13 protein-coding genes are annotated in these 16,830 nt (G+C 37.8%); 11 read left to right on the forward strand and 2 right to left on the reverse strand.

Features of this window, described 5'->3' with window-relative positions:
- Nucleotides 1–13: 13 nt before the first annotated feature.
- Nucleotides 14–1,174, reverse strand: a complete 1,161-nt coding sequence (locus B0E44_RS07900) for an efflux RND transporter periplasmic adaptor subunit (protein WP_077372646.1) — start codon at nt 1,172–1,174, stop codon at nt 14–16.
- A gap of 287 nt (nt 1,175–1,461) precedes the next feature.
- Here B0E44_RS07900 and B0E44_RS07905 point away from each other — a divergent pair, with 287 nt between their 5' ends.
- The 5 genes from B0E44_RS07905 (at nt 1,462) to B0E44_RS07925 (ending at nt 7,164) form a co-directional block, all read left to right on the forward strand.
- Nucleotides 1,462–2,433, forward strand: a complete 972-nt coding sequence (locus tag B0E44_RS07905; RefSeq protein ID WP_077372649.1) for a polyphosphate kinase 2 family protein — start codon at nt 1,462–1,464, stop codon at nt 2,431–2,433.
- A 23-nt stretch (nt 2,434–2,456) separates the two neighbouring features.
- Nucleotides 2,457–4,139, forward strand: coding sequence for a SulP family inorganic anion transporter (locus tag B0E44_RS07910; RefSeq protein WP_077372652.1), 1,683 nt, complete (start codon nt 2,457–2,459; stop codon nt 4,137–4,139).
- Nucleotides 4,140–4,330: 191 nt separating this feature from the next.
- A complete protein-coding gene (locus tag B0E44_RS07915; RefSeq protein ID WP_077372655.1) occupies nt 4,331–5,686 on the forward strand; it encodes a rhodanese-related sulfurtransferase in 1,356 nt (451 codons plus the stop codon).
- Nucleotides 5,687–5,692: 6 nt separating this feature from the next.
- Nucleotides 5,693–6,934, forward strand: a complete 1,242-nt coding sequence (locus B0E44_RS07920) for a peptidase U32 family protein (protein WP_077372658.1) — start codon at nt 5,693–5,695, stop codon at nt 6,932–6,934.
- On the forward strand, nt 6,934–7,164 hold the full coding sequence (locus B0E44_RS07925; protein ID WP_077372661.1) for a ferredoxin: 231 nt from the start codon (nt 6,934–6,936) through the stop codon (nt 7,162–7,164). Before B0E44_RS07920 ends, B0E44_RS07925 begins: the two co-directional genes overlap by 1 nt.
- Before the next feature lie 83 nt (nt 7,165–7,247).
- Here the strand turns inward: B0E44_RS07925 and B0E44_RS07930 are convergent, their stop codons facing one another.
- Nucleotides 7,248–9,641, reverse strand: a complete 2,394-nt coding sequence (locus B0E44_RS07930) for an arylsulfatase (protein WP_077372664.1) — start codon at nt 9,639–9,641, stop codon at nt 7,248–7,250.
- Between the two features lie 408 nt (nt 9,642–10,049).
- Between B0E44_RS07930 and B0E44_RS07935 the strand changes: the two genes are divergently transcribed.
- The 6 genes from B0E44_RS07935 to B0E44_RS07960 all read left to right on the forward strand — a co-directional run bounded on the left by B0E44_RS07935 (nt 10,050) and on the right by B0E44_RS07960 (nt 16,775).
- Nucleotides 10,050–11,429, forward strand: a complete 1,380-nt coding sequence (locus tag B0E44_RS07935; protein WP_077372667.1) for a regulatory iron-sulfur-containing complex subunit RicT — start codon at nt 10,050–10,052, stop codon at nt 11,427–11,429.
- Complete coding sequence (locus tag B0E44_RS07940) at nt 11,413–11,892, forward strand: gliding motility lipoprotein GldH (RefSeq protein ID WP_077372670.1); 480 nt, start codon at nt 11,413–11,415, stop codon at nt 11,890–11,892. Before B0E44_RS07935 ends, B0E44_RS07940 begins: the two co-directional genes overlap by 17 nt.
- Nucleotides 11,893–11,901: 9 nt before the next feature.
- Nucleotides 11,902–14,220 carry a penicillin-binding protein 1A gene (locus tag B0E44_RS07945; protein WP_077372673.1) on the forward strand — a complete coding sequence of 773 codons (2,319 nt, stop codon included), beginning with the start codon at nt 11,902–11,904 and terminating at the stop codon, nt 14,218–14,220.
- A 260-nt stretch (nt 14,221–14,480) separates the two neighbouring features.
- The gene (locus B0E44_RS07950; RefSeq protein ID WP_077372678.1) at nt 14,481–15,182 is read left to right on the forward strand and encodes a CoA transferase subunit A; all 702 of its coding nucleotides are present in this window, start codon (nt 14,481–14,483) and stop codon (nt 15,180–15,182) included.
- A 136-nt stretch (nt 15,183–15,318) separates the two neighbouring features.
- On the forward strand, nt 15,319–15,978 hold the full coding sequence (locus B0E44_RS07955; RefSeq protein WP_077372681.1) for a CoA transferase subunit B: 660 nt from the start codon (nt 15,319–15,321) through the stop codon (nt 15,976–15,978).
- A 188-nt stretch (nt 15,979–16,166) separates the two neighbouring features.
- Nucleotides 16,167–16,775, forward strand: coding sequence for an outer membrane beta-barrel protein (locus B0E44_RS07960; protein WP_077372684.1), 609 nt, complete (start codon nt 16,167–16,169; stop codon nt 16,773–16,775).
- Nucleotides 16,776–16,830 lie beyond the last annotated feature (55 nt).

Consider the following 16,830-nt stretch of genomic DNA (forward strand, 5'->3'; position numbering starts at 1 on the left):
ATGTTATCTAAATTTATTTAGTTGGTACAATTTCTTCTTGACCTGGTGTCCATTCGATTTCTTTTGGAGTAATAACACTTCCGTTTTTCAATAATGAAGTGCCCCCCATAACAACTTTATCACCAGACTTTAAACCTTCTTCAACAACATAACCATTTTTATAAGCTGGTCCTGTTTTGATAATTTGCATTTTTACCTTACTACTGTCTCCTAAAACAAAAACTTGATAAATTCCTTGCATTTCAATTACAGAACGTTGCGGAATAACTAATGAATTTTTACGAATATCGGTAACAACACCAACCTTTACATATTGACCTGGGCGTAGTAATTTATCTGGATTTGTGAATGCAGCTTCAAATGTTATAGCTCCTGTTGATGGATCTATTTGTCTGTCTGCAAAACTTATTTTCCCTGTTTGAGGATAAACCGAACCATCTGATAATTTTAAAGTAATGTTTTGTCCCGTTCCTTTAAGTGAAGAATCTTCTTTATTTATTTCTCTGAACAAACGTAAAAATTCTTGCTCGCTAATTGTAAAACGCACTCTTATATCTCCCATATCCGAAATAGTATTCAAAACTGAAGCTGTACCCGGACGTACATAATCACCAACTCTTACTTTTGAAATTCCAATCAAACCTGATATTGGAGCGACAATTCTGCAATATCCTAATTCTATTTTAGCGTTTTCTAGCTTAGCTGTAGCTGCTTTTATGGCGGCTGAAGCTGCATTATATGATGATTTTGCTGCTATTAACTCTCTTTGGCTGACTGCATTCATCTTGGCTAAAGGGACCATCATATCGTAATCTGATTTAGTTTTGGCTAATCTGGCCTCTACTTCTGCCAAATCCGCTTGCGCTTGATTCACTTTTTCCTGAAAAGGCATCGGATCAATGGTATATAACAATTGTCCTTTGGATATGACACTTCCTTCTCTGAAATTAAGACTTTCGATAACTCCATCAACACGAGGATTAATTTGTATATCCGATTGCCCGAAAGTTTGCCCAGTATATTCTGACTCTAAACTTACATCTTGCTCTAACACTTTTGTAACAGCAACTTCTAAGGGTTTTGCTTGTGGCGCGACTTCTTTTTTGCAAGAAATCCAAAAAGCAGAAACAGTTATAAGAAAAAATAATATTTTAATCTTTTTCGGCGCATTCATAAAATGATTATTAAAATTAGTTAAAACAAAAATACAGATTTATATTTATTGATAAGATTAAATTACAAAAAACAAACGAATAATTCGCAATGATTAATAAAAAAATCAATTGTTGAGTATTGTTTTATATTATATATCCGAATTCCATAATCATTCTTCGTTAAAAAAATGTCAGTAATTGTTTTTTTACTAAATTAGTAGATTGTATCCTGTAATTCCCCCTATAGGAAAAACATTAATTGTTTTTTAATCTGCGTCACCTTTTACTAACATTAAATTTCAAGATTATGTCTAAGTCAAATAAAAAAGACCTAAATGAATTTGAGGAAAAACTAATTGACCTTACTTCTTTAAGCAAAAAAGAACTGGTACAACGTGCCAAAAAATTCTCAAAACAATATTGTGTAGGAGATGGCGATGGTTTTAAGCTTAAAGATTACGAGACCAAAGCCAGTTTCAATTTGGGTGATGAAGGAAAACCATTGGTGAATCAAACCCTGCAAATGGGTGTCGATGCCTTGGCAACTATGCAAGATGTATTATATGCACAGGACAAATGGTCACTGCTTCTTGTTTTTCAGGCGATGGATGCTGCCGGCAAAGATGGTGCTATCAAGCATGTGATGTCGGGTGTAAACCCACAAGGATGTCAGGTTTCTTCTTTCAAAGCCCCCAGTTCCGAGGACTTGGATCATGATTTTTTATGGCGATGTCAAAAGCATTTACCCGAGCGTGGACGCATTGGCATATTCAACCGTTCCTATTATGAAGAAGTTTTAGTTGTTCGTGTTCATGAAGCTATTTTAAAAAGCCAAAAACTTCCGAAAGAATTAATTACCAAAGACATTTGGGAAGAACGTTTTCAAGACATTCGAAACTTCGAAAAATACCTGAACAGAAACGGAACTATAGTAATCAAATTTTTCCTAAACGTTTCCAAAAAAGAACAAAAAAAACGATTCATTGAGCGCGTAGACGATCCGGACAAAAACTGGAAATTCAGCGCTACTGACGCCAAAGAAAGAGGCTATTGGGACGACTACATGCATGCCTATCAGGAATTGATAAAAAACACCTCAACCAAAAAATCCCCTTGGTATGTGATTCCCGCCGACAATAAATCCTATGCCCGTATTGCCATTGCATCGGCAATCATAACCGCACTAGATGAAATGGATTTGGAATACCCAAAAGTAAGCGCAGAAAAAATTGCAGAATTAAACGCTGTCAAACAAGCTTTATTGGACGAGGAAGACTAATGCACTTTATTTAAATTTGAACTATGATTTCCAAACTTTTTCCACCTGCGGAATGGATTGCAACATACAACACTAAAATCTTAAAAAGCGACTTTGTAGCTGGAATAACTTTGGCTGCCTACGGGATTCCTGTTTCGTTGGCCTATGCCACACTTGCTGGATTACCTCCGGAATACGGAATCTATGGTTATCTCATTGGCGGGTTATTTTATGCCCTGTTAGGAACCAGCAAGCAACTTGCCATAGGTCCAACATCAGCAATTTCTTTATTGATTGGAACCACAATAGCTGATATGGCAAACGGCGATGTTCAACGCTGGGCAGATATTGCCTCACTCACAGCCCTTGTATTTGCAGGAATGGCAATACTCGCCTATCTCTTACGATTGAGTAGCATCATCAATTTTATCAGCGAAACCGTTTTGGTAGGATTCAAGGCCGGTGCTGCCATAACCATCGGTTTAACCCAACTACCCAAATTATTTGGCGTAAAAGGTGGAGGTAATAACTTTTTGGAACGCATCATTACCCTTTTTCAACAACTGCCCGAGATGAATACCACAGTGTTTGTTTTTGGCATAGTCGCCATTATCATCCTGATTGTTGGCGAAAAAAAAGCGCCGGGACGACCTGTTGCAATCTTTATAGTGATTTTATCAATTGTCCTTATTTCGGCAACATCATTGGGACTTCATGGTTTCAACACAGTTGGTGTCATACCGACAGGCTTGCCAGAATTTCATTTGCCCTCACTGCGAATTAGTGATGTCGATGGAGTGCTCCCACTGGCTATGGCCTGTTTTTTATTATCTTATATCGAAAGTGTTTCGGCGGGAAGAACATTGGCACAAAAAAACGGATACCTCATTGACCCGCGTCAGGAACTGCTGGCACTTGGAGTGGCCAATGCAGCTGTTGCGCTTGGACAGGGCTATCCCGTTGCAGGCGGCTTGTCGCAGTCTGCTGTAAATGATACCGCTGGGGCAAAAACACCGTTATCCTTGGTATTTGCCTCGGTTACAATTGCGGTCTGTCTATTGTTTTTAACAGGACATCTTCAAAATTTGCCTACGGTAATTTTGGCATCCATTGTGCTGGTTGCCATCAGAGGACTTTTTGACCTAAAGGAACTCAAGCATCTCTATAAAATAAACAAACAGGAATTTGGAGTTGCCATGATTGCGCTTGTCTCAGTACTTATCTGGGGAATACTGACTGGCGTTTTGCTCGCCGCCATAGTAACTTTGCTTTTATTGATAAAAGCAACCTCAACCCCAAATGTCGCTTTCTTGGGAAGAATTCCAGGAACCAATCGCTATACGGACATAGAAAGGCATCCTGACAATGAAAGGATTGAAGGACTATTAATCGTTCGTATAGAATCGGCTATTTTGTATTTCAATGTTGAATACATCAAAGAACAGCTTTGGGAAAAAATCAACAACGAACCCGATCCCATAAAAACAGTAATATTTGATTTAAATTCCTCTCCCCGCATCGATATTGCAGGAGCGCGTTTTTTAAAACAACTTTTCAACGATTTGGAAGCCAAAAACATCTCCCTAAAAATTGCCGAAGCGCGTGCTGAAGTTCGTGACAGTCTCCGTGCCGAAGGGCTCGAAATGCTTTTGGGTCACATCAGCCGATCAGTATCGGTCGATGATTTGGTGGTTGAAGCGACTAAGAGATTTATGAATGCGGAATAGCAATATTTGATTTCAAAATCAAAAATCGTTAACCCTAAATCTTACATCATTATTTTTAAATCACAAAATTCCGCTAATTATCCTCTGAAAAACTGTAAAAATTCACTACTTTTGCGCCCGATTTCAAATACGTTAATTGTACGTAAATAAAAAATCAACATATATTTTTCTCAACTTAAACTGTTTATAGCATGCAACTGTACAACACCTTAAGCGCAGAAGAAAGAGCCATCATGATTGATGATGCCGGTAAACAACGTCTTACGTTGTCTTTCTATGCGTATGCCAAAATTCAAGATCCCAAACAATTTCGCGACGATTTATTTATTGCCTGGAATAAGCTCGATGCTTTAGGCCGAATTTATGTTGCAACCGAAGGAATTAATGCTCAAATGAGTATTCCAGAAGAAAATTTGGAAGCTTTTAGAACAACTCTTGAAGTTTATGATTTCATGAAAGGCATCCGTTTAAATGAAGCGGTAGAACATGATGACCATTCATTTTTGAAACTTACTATCAAAGTGCGTCACAAAATTGTTGCTGACGGTCTGAACGACGAAACATTTGATGTAACCAATATAGGTGTCCACTTGAAAGCCAAGGAATTCAATGAAATTCTGGATGATCCAAACACGATTGTAGTCGATTTTAGAAACCACTACGAAAGTGAAGTCGGCTATTTTAAAGACGCTATCACTCCGGATGTCGAAACTTTCAGAGAAAGTTTACCGATAATCAATAAACAGCTTCAAAACCATAAGGAAGATAAAAATCTGGTTATGTATTGCACCGGAGGAATTCGTTGTGAAAAAGCAAGTGCTTATTTTAAGCATCAGGGTTTTAAAAATGTTTTTCAATTGGAAGGTGGAATCATCAATTACGCGAAGCAAATCAAGGAAGAAGGCTTGGAAAGCAAGTTTATCGGAAAGAATTTTGTTTTCGATAATCGTCTTGGCGAAAGAATTACGGATGATATAGTTTCGCAATGCCACCAATGCGGAAAACCCTGTGACAACCATACCAATTGTGAGAATGACGGATGCCATTTATTATTCATTCAATGTGATGAATGTAAAAGCGCAATGGAAAACTGCTGTTCTACTGAATGTCTTGACATTATTCACCTGCCTTTGGTGGATCAGGTGCGATTAAGAACGGGACAACAAGTTGGGAACAAAGTTTTTAGAAAAGGAAAATCTGAAAACTTGAAATTCAAACATTCCGGTGACCTGAGCGTAAACGAACATGCGAAACAAAAACCTGCCGATATTCGCCAAAAAGTAAAAGTAAAAAAAGTACTTCTTGGAAAAGCGGAACATTATTATGTAAAAGCTCAAGTGGGACAATTTACTGTTGAAAATCAAGAAATAAATAGTGGTGATAAAATCTTAATTTCTGGACCAACAACGGGTAATCAGGAATTGGTTTTAGAAAAAATGATTGTTGACGGAGCCGAAACTGCAACAGCTAAGATTGGTGATAAAGTTACTTTTGAAGTTCCCTTTAGAATCAGATTGTCTGATAAAATATATAAGATTTTAGAATAATTTATCATGACAAAAAACAACAAAATCGAACTTATGGCTCCCGCAGGGAACTTTGAGTCGCTTCAGGCTGGGCTTGATAATGGTGCCGATTCAGTATATTTTGGCGTAGAGCAATTGAATATGCGCGCCCGTGCCACGGTAAATTTCACGATGGATGATTTACCGGAAATCGCCCGTCGCTGCGAAGCCAAAAACGTTAGAAGTTATTTGACATTAAACACCATCATTTACGACCACGACTTATCGGTTGTAAAAACATTGTTGAACAAAGCCAAAGAAGCCAACATCACCGCAGTTATCGCTTCCGATCAAGCTGTAATTTCGATGGCGAGAGGAATTGGAATGGAAGTTCATATTTCGACCCAGCTTAACGTTACCAATATCGAAACCATCAAATTCTACAGTTTATTTGCGGACACTATGGTTTTGAGCCGTGAATTGAGCTTACGTCAAGTAAAAAAAATCACCGAACAGATTGAAAAAGAACAAATCAAGGGGCCAAACGGTAAATTGGTAGAAATCGAAATCTTTGGTCACGGCGCATTGTGCATGGCGGTTTCGGGAAAATGCTATTTGAGTCTGCATTCGAATAATTCCTCGGCTAATCGTGGTGCGTGCAAACAAAATTGTCGCAAAAAATACACCGTTATCGACCAAGAAACTGGTTTTGAAATCGAATTAGACAACGAATACATGATGTCCCCAAAAGATTTATGCACGCTTGATTTTCTGGATCAAGTGATTGATTCTGGTATTCAAGTTTTGAAAATTGAAGGCCGAGGACGCGCACCGGAATATGTTGCCACTGTAATAAAAACGTATCGTGAAGCGATTGACAGTTATTACGAAGGCACTTTCACCAAAGAAAAAATCACCGTTTGGATGGAAACCTTAAATACCGTTTACAACCGCGGGTTTTGGTCAGGTTATTATCTTGGTCAGGAATTGGGAGAATGGAGCGATGTTTCGGGATCGATGGCGACGCAGAAAAAAGTCTATGTGGGGAAAGGAACCCATTTTTTCCCAAAAGCCGAAATTGGTCAATTCAAAATCGAAGCTTACGACATTAAAGTTGGTGACAAAATATTAGTGACCGGACCAAGCACAGGAGCGCAGGAAATGATTATCGAACAAATGTACGTGAATGATGTAGCCTCTGAAAAAGCCACAAAAGGTGACGATTGCACTTTGAAACTGCCTTTCAGAATTCGCATGTCCGACAAATTATATAAAATAGTGGAAACCTGATGGTTATTGTAACGCTGCAGAGAGACAAATGCATTGGCTGCAACTATTGTGTGGAAATGGCACCCGTTCATTTTCAGATGTCCAAAAAAGACGGAAAATCGGTATTGATCAAAAGTGTAAACGCCAAAGGTTTTTACACTTTGAAATCACCCGACCACACCATAGCCGAAAGCTGTGAACTGGCGGCAAAAGCCTGTCCGGTGAAAATTATTACGGTGAAGGAAACTTAGAAATTGTTTCATTTCACTTTATAAACAAAAAACCTATCCAGCATTGCAACTGAATAGGTTTTTTAAATTATAAAAGATTTACTTTATTCCTTACTGAAAGCTCTAGCAGCTTCTCTTTCCAAATCAAGATATTGTTCTTTTCCTGTATTCACCGTCACAAAAGAAATAGTTCCTCCTTCGAATTCACTTGTTGATGATGTATATTGTTTACTTACTGGATCTCCACTATCATAACCTACACAAAGACCATCTCCCACAAGAGTAAATTTACCTACCTGAGCTTTCATTGAACCTGTTGAAATCTGCTTGTCATTGATATACAATTTTGCAGTTCCAATTGATTCGTGGTGTTCACCGGCTTTTTCTTTGGTAAATTCCATTCCAAAAATATATTTTCCTGGTTTTAAAGGCTCAGCAGAAACCAATTGTTGTTCTGAAATACCAAGAAAATTATAAACATAATACAATTTATGATCTTTGATAAATAAACTGTGACCTCCAAAACGGGAACCATGAGCAAAAATTACTCCCGCAGCATTGGTATCAGTTATTTCGACATTAGCTACAATTTTATATGATTTCCCTCTAATATTAACAGCTACTGCTTCTGGAACCTGACTTGTATGAGGATAATAGGTGTAACTATCTTTTTTGGCTTCTTCCTCAGGGCGCTCAATAGTCAAAATTTGTGTTGCAGTACGGTCATCTAATGGGTAAGCATTATTTTTCTTAGCTTCTTCATCATATAATTTCTTTAAAGATTCTAATTTTTCAGGATTTTTCTTTGCCAAATCCACAGATTCCGAACGATCTGCATCTACGTGATACAATTCCCATCTATCTTGATCAAATTTTCCTTTGTCTGTAAGTGGGGCGTGTACAGCAACTGCTTTCCAACCATCCTGCCAAATGGCTCGGGTTCCTAACATGGTAAAATACTGTACATGTTTTTGAGTAGGGTCATTTGGTTTTGCATCAAATGAATATTTCATAGAAACTCCAGATAAAGGATATTGTTCAACTCCTTTGTAAACCTTTGGCATTTCAAGTCCACAAATTTCAAGAATAGTTGGAACAATATCTACCGCATGGTGGTACTGATTACGAACTTCTCCACGAGCTTTAATTCCTTTCGGCCAAGTGATGGTCAATGGACAATCCGTACCACCCGCATAATTTGAATAACGCTTGAACATTTTAAAAGGGGTAGAAAGAGCTGCAGCCCATCCTGTTGGATAATGCTCATAAGTATTTGGACCACCCAACTCATCTATCAACTTCATGTTTTCGGCTAAATCATCAGGGAAACCATTGAAGAATTTATTTTCATTTACCGAACCGTTTGGCGTTCCTTCTCCTGAAGCCCCGTTATCGGAAGCGTACATAATTACGGTATTTTCATATTGGCCTGTTTTTTTCAGATAATCAACTACACGTCCAATTTCAACATCGGTATATTCAGAGAATGCGGCATATACTTCGCACAAACGGGAGAATAATTTCTTTTCGTCGGCACTGAGTGATTCCCAAGGGCGCACTGCATCTGCTGGGTTTGCCTGATCTGCAGGCATTGGGTTCCATTCTGTAAGTTTTGTACCTTTTGGCATAATGCCTTTTTCAATCATACGAGGCAACACCCATTTGCGATACGCATCATACCCATCATCAAATTTACCTTTGTATTTAGCAATATACTCTTTTGGTGCTTGATGCGGTGCGTGATTGGCTCCAGGACAATACCACATAAACCAAGGTTTAGACGGATTAGCCGATTTTTGATCACCAATCATTTTGATGGCTTGATCCGCCAAATCTTTAGACAAATGGTATCCTTTTTCTGGACCATAAGGCGCTTCAATCGCGTGATTGTCTTCGGTTAAATCAGGGTAAAACTGGTTGGTTTCACCACCAATAAAACCATAAAAACGGTCATAACCCTGTTGCAGCGGCCATTGGCTTTTATTCGCTCCTGCCGAAAGATCGGTTTCTGGAACATTATGGTCTTTTCCTAACCAAAAGGTACTCCAACCGTTATCATTTAATATTTGGGCCATAGTAGCAGCTTGTGCAGGCAACTGACAACTGTAACCCGGAAATCCATTCGCCCCTTCTGTAATTGCTCCCATACCGTTAAGGTTATGATTACGTCCAGTATTAATACAAGAACGAGTTGGCGAACAAAGCGCAACAGTTTGCCATTGGGTATAGGTCAATCCGTCCGCGGCTAGTTTGTCCATTGTAGGCATATTTATTCTTCCTCCATAGGGAGACCAAGCAGCCAGACCCGTATCATCATAAAGAATGAATAGGATATTGGGTGAACCTTCAGGCGCTTTTTTACGAATGTAAGGAGCCCAATCTGCTTTGGAGTCCCGAACATCCAATTTGACATCGCCTTTAAAAGTGGGTTGCTGTCCATAACCATAGTATGAAAGTAACACTGTCACCAGAGATGATAAAACGATTTTTTTAATCATAACTAAATTTATTAATTTATAAAAGAGGATAACCACCTCGAAAAGAATACTATAAAGATAATTTTTTAAGTGTTAAATTATAAAATACATTGTGCTTTTTATCGTCATAAATAGCTTATTATCGGTTATTTAGAATATAAATGAACAACTTATCCTTCAAAAATCAAAAACTAAACTTTTATAACTAATTATTACAAATTCTTTCAATTTTGACCCATCAACCTTATAAAAACATCTACATAAAAACCGTATTTTTTTTCATATTATAATCATTGCATAGCTTTAGTATAACTTTATGATTTTTTGCCTTTTTTACCCCTTGTAACATAAACCAAAAAAATAGTATCTTTACCCATTAAACGTAATACGAACTTAAATTGCTTTTATAGCAATACTACATATAGCATTATGGCATGTACAAGTTGTTCAACTTCAGACGGTGGTGCACCAAAGGGTTGTAAAAATAATGGGACTTGCGGCACCGATAGCTGCAATAAATTAACGGTTTTTGATTGGCTTTCAAACATGAGTTTGCCCAATGGTGAAGCTCCTTTTGACTGTGTGGAAGTCCGTTTTAAAAACGGTAGAAAAGAATTTTACCGCAATACCGAGAATTTAACTTTGAGTATGGGTGATATAGTGGCTACTGTCGCTTCGCCAGGACATGATATTGGAATTGTGACACTTACAGGAGAATTGGTAAAAATTCAAATGAAGAAAAAAGGGGTCAATCCAACAAGCAATGAAGTGCCAAAAGTGTACAGAAAAGCTACCCAAAAAGATATCGATATTTGGACTACAGCCCGAAACAAAGAAGAACCTATGAAAGTTCGTGCACGTGAATTGGCGATTGCACAAAAACTGGAAATGAAAATTTCGGACATTGAATTTCAAGGTGACGGTTCCAAAGCCACTTTCTATTACACAGCCAATGACAGAGTCGATTTTAGACTTTTAATCAAAGACTTTGCTAAAGAATTTAGCACAAGAGTTGAGATGAAACAAGTTGGTTTCCGTCAAGAAGCTGCTCGTTTGGGAGGAATTGGATCTTGCGGTAGAGAATTGTGTTGTTCTACTTGGCTAACGGATTTTAGAAGTGTAAACACTTCGGCAGCTCGTTACCAACAACTGTCTTTAAATCCACAAAAACTGGCTGGTCAATGCGGAAAACTAAAGTGCTGTTTGAATTACGAACTGGACACTTACATGGATGCCTTAAAAGATTTTCCTGAGTTTGACACCAAGTTGGTTACAGAAAAAGGAGATGCTATTTGTCAAAAACAAGATATTTTCAAAGGATTGATGTGGTTTGCCTACACCAATAATTTTGCCAACTGGCATATCCTAAAAATTGACCAGGTCAAAGAAATTATTGCCGAAAACAAACTAAAAAATAAAGTTTCTTCATTGGAAGATTATGCTGTTGAAGTAGTTGCAGAACCAGAACAAAATTTCAACAATGCAATGGGGCAAGAAAGTTTAACGCGATTTGACCAACCTAAAAGAAAGAAAAAACCAAACAAAAAACCTAGAGTTGCCGGTGAAAATGTGATTGTACCTAACAATGCCAACAAACCAGCAGCTATTCAAAAAAATAATCCGCCAAGTAACGCAAACCCAAACGTTGCTAACAAAGAAAATCCAACTAAGGAAAACCCTAACGGAAATAGAAATCGCAAGAAAAACAATCGTAAGAAACCCAACACCAATCGACCTGCTTCTGCCGAAAACACCCCAGAACAGCCGAGAAAACCAATAATTATTAAAAAAAATGAGAATAAAGAATAGTCTTTTACTGTTTTTTGCAGCAGTACTCTTTTTTTCATGTGATAAAAAAAGGGTTTTTGATGAGTATAAATCCGTGGGAAGCGCTTGGCACAAAGACAGCATCGTCACTTTTGACTTACCTGTTTTGGATTCCACAAAAAGATATAATTTGTTCGTAAATTTAAGAGACAACGACAATTACAAATACAATAATCTCTTTCTGATTGTGTCTTTGGAAAGCCCAAATGGCTATACCAAAGTTGATACTTTGGAATACCAGATGGCGGAACCTGACGGAACATTATTGGGTGATGGCTTTACGGATATCAAAGAAAGTAAACTCTATTACAAGGAAAATGTCCGTTTTAGAGGAAAATACAAAGTACATATCAAACAAGCAGTAAGAGAAAACGGAAAAGTACCTGGCGTTACTTTTTTGGATGGAATTACCGAAGTGGGTTTTAGAATAGAAAACAAAGAATAGAATACGATTATGGCTATTAAAAAAAGTAACACTCAGGCAAAAGGCGTCGTTAAAGATGTTAAATATTATTCCAAACAATTTTGGAAATTTTACTTTTATGGATTGGGAATCATTGCTTTATTTTTCCTGTTTGCCTCATGGGGTTTATTTGGATCCATGCCTTCCTTTGAAGATCTTGAAAATCCGGACTCCAATCTCGCGACCGAAATTATCTCCTCTGACGGCGTAGTTATAGGTAAATATTTTAAAGAAAACCGATCTGCATTAAAATATTCAGATTTGCCAAAGAATCTTGTACAAGCCTTGATAGCTACCGAAGATGCCCGTTTTTACGAGCATTCCGGAATCGACGGTAGAGGAACCCTGAGAGCCATTGCCAGTTTGGGAACCAGCGGAGGAGCCAGTACATTGACCCAACAACTTGCCAAACAATTATTTCACGGAGAAGGTTCGAAATTTTTGCCTTTCCGTATAGTGCAAAAAATGAAAGAATGGATTATCGCCATTCGTTTGGAAAGACAATATACCAAAAACGAAATCATTGCAATGTACTGCAATGTGTATGACTTTGGTAATTATTCTGTGGGGGTTAGTTCTGCTGCAAAAACTTATTTCTCTAAAGAACCAAAAGATTTAACCATTGACGAGTCTGCTATTTTAGTAGGGATGTTCAAAAACTCCGGACTTTATAATCCTGTTAAAAATCCAGTTGGAGTAAAAAATCGAAGAAATGTGGTGCTTTTGCAAATGGAAAAAGCAAATCTCATTACTGAAGACCAAAAAACACACTTACAAAGTTTGCCTATTACTCTTAATTTCAAATTGGAAAGTCATAGAGAAGGAACTGCCACTTATTTTAGAGAATACCTCCGTGATTACATGAAGAAATGGGTGGAAGAAAACAAAAAGCCCGATGGTTCCGATTATGACATTTACAAAGATGGTCTTAAAATCTACACCACAATTGATTCAAGAATGCAGGCTTATGCCGAGGAAGCTGTAGCTGCCCACATGGCCAATATGCAAGAAGAGTTTTTTATTCAAAACAAAGACAATAAAAATGCTCCTTTCATAAACATTTCAGAAGCAGAAACGCAACGTATTATCAATCAGGCCATGAAATCGTCCAGTAGATGGGCTATTTTGAAAGATCAGGACAAAAGTGACGAAGAGATCATAAAATCCTTTAATGAAAAAACAAAAATGACGGTTTTCACCTGGAAAGGAGAAAGAGACACCATCATGACACCAATGGATTCCATCCGTTATTACAAACACTTTTTACAAGCGGGAGTGATGTCCATGGAACCTCAAACGGGTAATATAAAAGTTTGGGTTGGTGGTATCAATTACAAATATTTCCAGTACGATCACGTAGGACAAGGAGCCAGACAGGTCGGTTCTACCTTCAAGCCTTTTGTGTATGCAACAGCGATAGAACAATTAAATATGTCTCCTTGTGATTCCATATTAGACGGCCCGTTTATTATTCGCAAAGGACGTCATCACGTAACCGAAGATTGGGAACCTAGAAATTCAGACAATAACTACCGCGGAATGGTAACTTTAAAACAGGCATTGGCCTATTCCATCAATACGGTATCAGCTAAATTAATCGACAAGGTAAGCCCGGAAGCAGTAATTGAACTGACTCATAAATTGGGTGTAAAATCCGAAATCGTTACTCAACCTTCCATCGCTTTGGGAGCTGTGGAAATTACCGTAGAAGATATGGTAGCTGCTTTCAGCACATTTGCTAATCAAGGCGTATATACCAAACCACAGTTCTTGTCCAAAATCGAAAACAAAAGTGGTGAAGTAATCTACGAACCGATTCCGGAGTCCCATGATGTTTTGAACAAAGACATCGCATTTGCCATCATTAAATTGTTGGAAGGAGTAACCGAAAGTGGTTCTGGAGCCAGATTGAGAACTCAAGGTGGCGGTAATGGAGACAAGCGCTGGACAGGATATCCATATATGTTTACCAATCCGATTGCCGGAAAAACGGGAACTTCACAAAATCAATCCGATGGTTGGTTTATGGGAATGGTACCCAACCTAGTAACGGGTGTTTGGGTAGGATGCGAGGATCGTTCGGCGCATTTCAAAAGCCTTACGTATGGACAGGGAGCTGCAATGGCATTACCTATCTGGGGGTATTTTATGAATAAATGTTATGACGACAAAGCCTTAACCATATCCAAAGAATCCTTCGAAAGACCAAAAAACCTTTCCATCAAAGTGGATTGTTATGTTCCAAGGGCAGCAGTTGTACAAGACACCACTGCAACTCCGGAACAAGATACCGAAGAATTTTCATTGTAAAAAGAAGCATAACAGACACATAATACTGTTCAAAGAACCATTTTAGACAATCTAAAATGGTTCTTTTTGTTTATCCATATTATATAAAATTTTTGAAACCAAATTAATGCGATTATTTTATTAGATTTGCTTTATAAATTCGTTTTCTTCAATTGAGGTTCATTTTTTAATCCATTAAATAATAATACTTCACAGAAAACCGAAATGTTGTAATTTTAAAAAATAAAAAACGAAATCGATATAGTTATAAAAGAATTATTATGATTAACAAAAAAGTAAATACCGTTCAAGAAGCACTGCAAGGAATAGAAAACGGAATGACCCTTATGCTTGGTGGTTTCGGATTGTGTGGCATACCCGAAAACTCTATTGCCGAATTGGTTCAAAAAGAAACAACAAACCTAACCTGCATTTCGAATAATGCGGGAGTAGATGATTTTGGACTTGGTTTGCTTTTGCAAAAAAAACAAATCAAAAAGATGATTTCTTCCTACGTGGGTGAAAATGCCGAATTCGAGCGTCAAATGCTTTCCGGTGAATTGGAGGTAGACCTCATCCCACAAGGAACTTTGGCAGAAAGATGTCGCGCGGCACAAGCTGGTATTCCAGCCTTTTTTACACCCGCCGGTTATGGAACCGAAGTAGCCGAAGGAAAAGAAGTTCGTGAATTCAATGGTAAAATGCACATTATGGAACACGCCTTCAAAGCCGATTTTGCGATCGTTAAAGCTTGGAAAGGCGATACTGCTGGAAACCTAATCTTCAAAGGAACAGCCAGAAACTTCAACCCGTGCATGTGCGGTGCTGCCAAAATCACCGTAGCCGAAGTAGAAGAATTGGTCGAAGCCGGAACATTAGACCCCAACCAAATTCATATTTCAGGGATTTTAGTGCAACGAATTTTTCAAGGAGAAAAGTACGAGAAAAGAATTGAGCAACGTACAACCAGAAAAAGAGAATAGATCTTAGATTGCAAAACGCAGATTGCAGAAATTAGAAAATAGAGTAAAGAATATAGAATCTTTAGAGAGCAGATAATACTTGAATATTAATTTTTTAGATTATTTCGCTTTTTAGATTTTAAAACATAAAAAACACATGGCATTAGATAAAATAGGAATTGCAAAACGAATTGCACAAGAATTAAAAGACCGTTATTTCGTCAATCTAGGCATCGGAATTCCCACTTTGGTGGCCAACTATATTCCAAAAGGAATTGACGTCGAATTTCAAAGCGAAAATGGCGTTCTAGGCATGGGTCCCTTCCCTTTTGAAGGCGATGAAGATGCCGATATCATCAATGCGGGAAAACAAACCATCACCACTTTGCCGGGAGCCTCATTTTTTGACTCCGCCACCAGCTTCGGAATGATTCGCGGACAGCATGTCGATTTGACCATTCTGGGCGCGATGGAAGTTTCGGAAAATGGAGATATTGCCAACTGGAAAATCCCCGGAAAAATGGTCAAAGGTATGGGTGGCGCGATGGATCTTGTGGCATCTGCCGAGAATATTATCGTGGCAATGATGCACGTCAATAAGGCTGGAGAATCCAAAATATTAAAAAAATGCACCTTGCCATTAACTGGTGTCGGTTGCGTGAAAAAAGTAGTCACTGAATTGGCAGTCTTAGAAATCACACCAAAAGGTTTTAAACTGCTGGAAAGAGCACCTGGAGTTACGGTAGAACACATCATAGCCTCCACAGAAGCCAATTTAATCATCGACGGTGAAATTCCAGAAATGATAATCGATTAATTATTCATCTGATTAAAAAAATTCTTACGAGTTATTTTTTATTCCTAAAATTTAAAAACTTCAAATCGATTATAACTATCTACCAGATGAAAGAATTTCTTTATTTAGTTACAATTGATTTAACACTTAATTTGTAATATTTTTGATTTTTTATTTATATTTGTTAAAAACAAACAAAACAAAAAATTATGAAAAATTACAGATTATTATTAATAGCTCTTTTATTTTCAGCAGGTATGATGGCTCAAGATAGAGGAGATATTGTACTAGATGTTCACGGAAGTTATACATTTTCAAACAACGTTAACTTTGATTATGGAGACATTAAAATTGGAGATGGTATTACGTATGGTGCCGGCTTGGAATTTTTTCCTCAAAAATCATCGTCTATAGAACTTAAATATCTAAGGCTTGACACTTCAATGAAAATTGATGTTCCTCTTGCTGGAGGTGATGTAGATGGAGATGGTGCATTCAATTATATCTTAATTGGGGGTAATCATTATTTTGACAATGGTAATAATGCAGTTCCTTATTTAGGAGGAGGTCTTGGTATGGCTATTACCGAAGGTCCTTCTGGCGGAAGCGACACCAACTTCGCATGGGAAATCAAAGGAGGTGTAAAAATCAAAACAGCTTCTATACTTTCTATTAGTCTTCAAGCAAATCTTATATCAACGGTTGCTCCTGCTGGAACAGATACATATTGGGGATATTGGGGACCAGTTGCCGTACAGGATTATGCCTATTCTTATCAATTTGGTCTAGGTGCTATCTTTGGTTTCAATTTTAAATAAAAGAATGAAACATATTTATAAAAGCAACTCAATCGAGTTGCTTTTTTTATGCCAA

Source organism: Flavobacterium sp. A45, assembly GCF_002001005.1.
Lineage (GTDB): Bacteria > Bacteroidota > Bacteroidia > Flavobacteriales > Flavobacteriaceae > Flavobacterium.